The organism is Stenotrophomonas pictorum JCM 9942 (genome assembly GCF_001310775.1).
Classification (GTDB): Bacteria; Pseudomonadota; Gammaproteobacteria; order Xanthomonadales; family Xanthomonadaceae; genus Stenotrophomonas; species Stenotrophomonas pictorum.
Genome location: NZ_BAZI01000829.1, coordinates 1 through 507 on the forward strand (window position 1 = coordinate 1; position 507 = coordinate 507).

The following is a 507-nucleotide window of genomic DNA, read 5'->3' on the forward strand; positions in this document are numbered from 1 at the left end:
CTGGCAGCGTGGCGGCGTGCTGGCGCTGCTGTCGGAGCTGTGCGCCGAACAGGCCGAACGCCTGCTGGCGCTGGTCGATGGCGAGCGCCGGCTGACCAACTACCTGCAGCTGGCCGAACAGCTGCAGGAGGCCAGTCACCGCAGCATCGGCCTGCACGGCCTGCTGGACTGGCTGCAGACCCGGATCGCCCACGCCGACGAGGGCGACGAGGCGCAGCTGTTGCGGCTGGAGTCGGACGCGCGCCGGGTGCAGATCATCACCCTGCACAAGAGCAAGGGCCTGGAATACCCGCTGGTGTACCTGCCGTTCGTCGCATCGCCACCAGCGCCCCGGACAGCAGCAACCACCGCACCGTGCACGACGGGCAGCAGCGCGTGCTGCATTGGAAGATCGACAAGGACGATGCCGACTGGAAGGCCATCGGCCAGCAGGTCGGCGCCGAGGACGCGGCCGAAACCGCGCGGCTGCTCTACGTCGGGTTGACCCGCGCCGAGCACGCGTTGTGG

Annotated in this window: 1 pseudogene; it reads left to right on the top strand. The window is 69.8% G+C overall.

Features of this window, described 5'->3' with window-relative positions:
• Positions 1 to 507 (top strand): annotated as a pseudogene (locus JCM9942_RS17920) (3'-5' exonuclease); the annotation flags it as partial.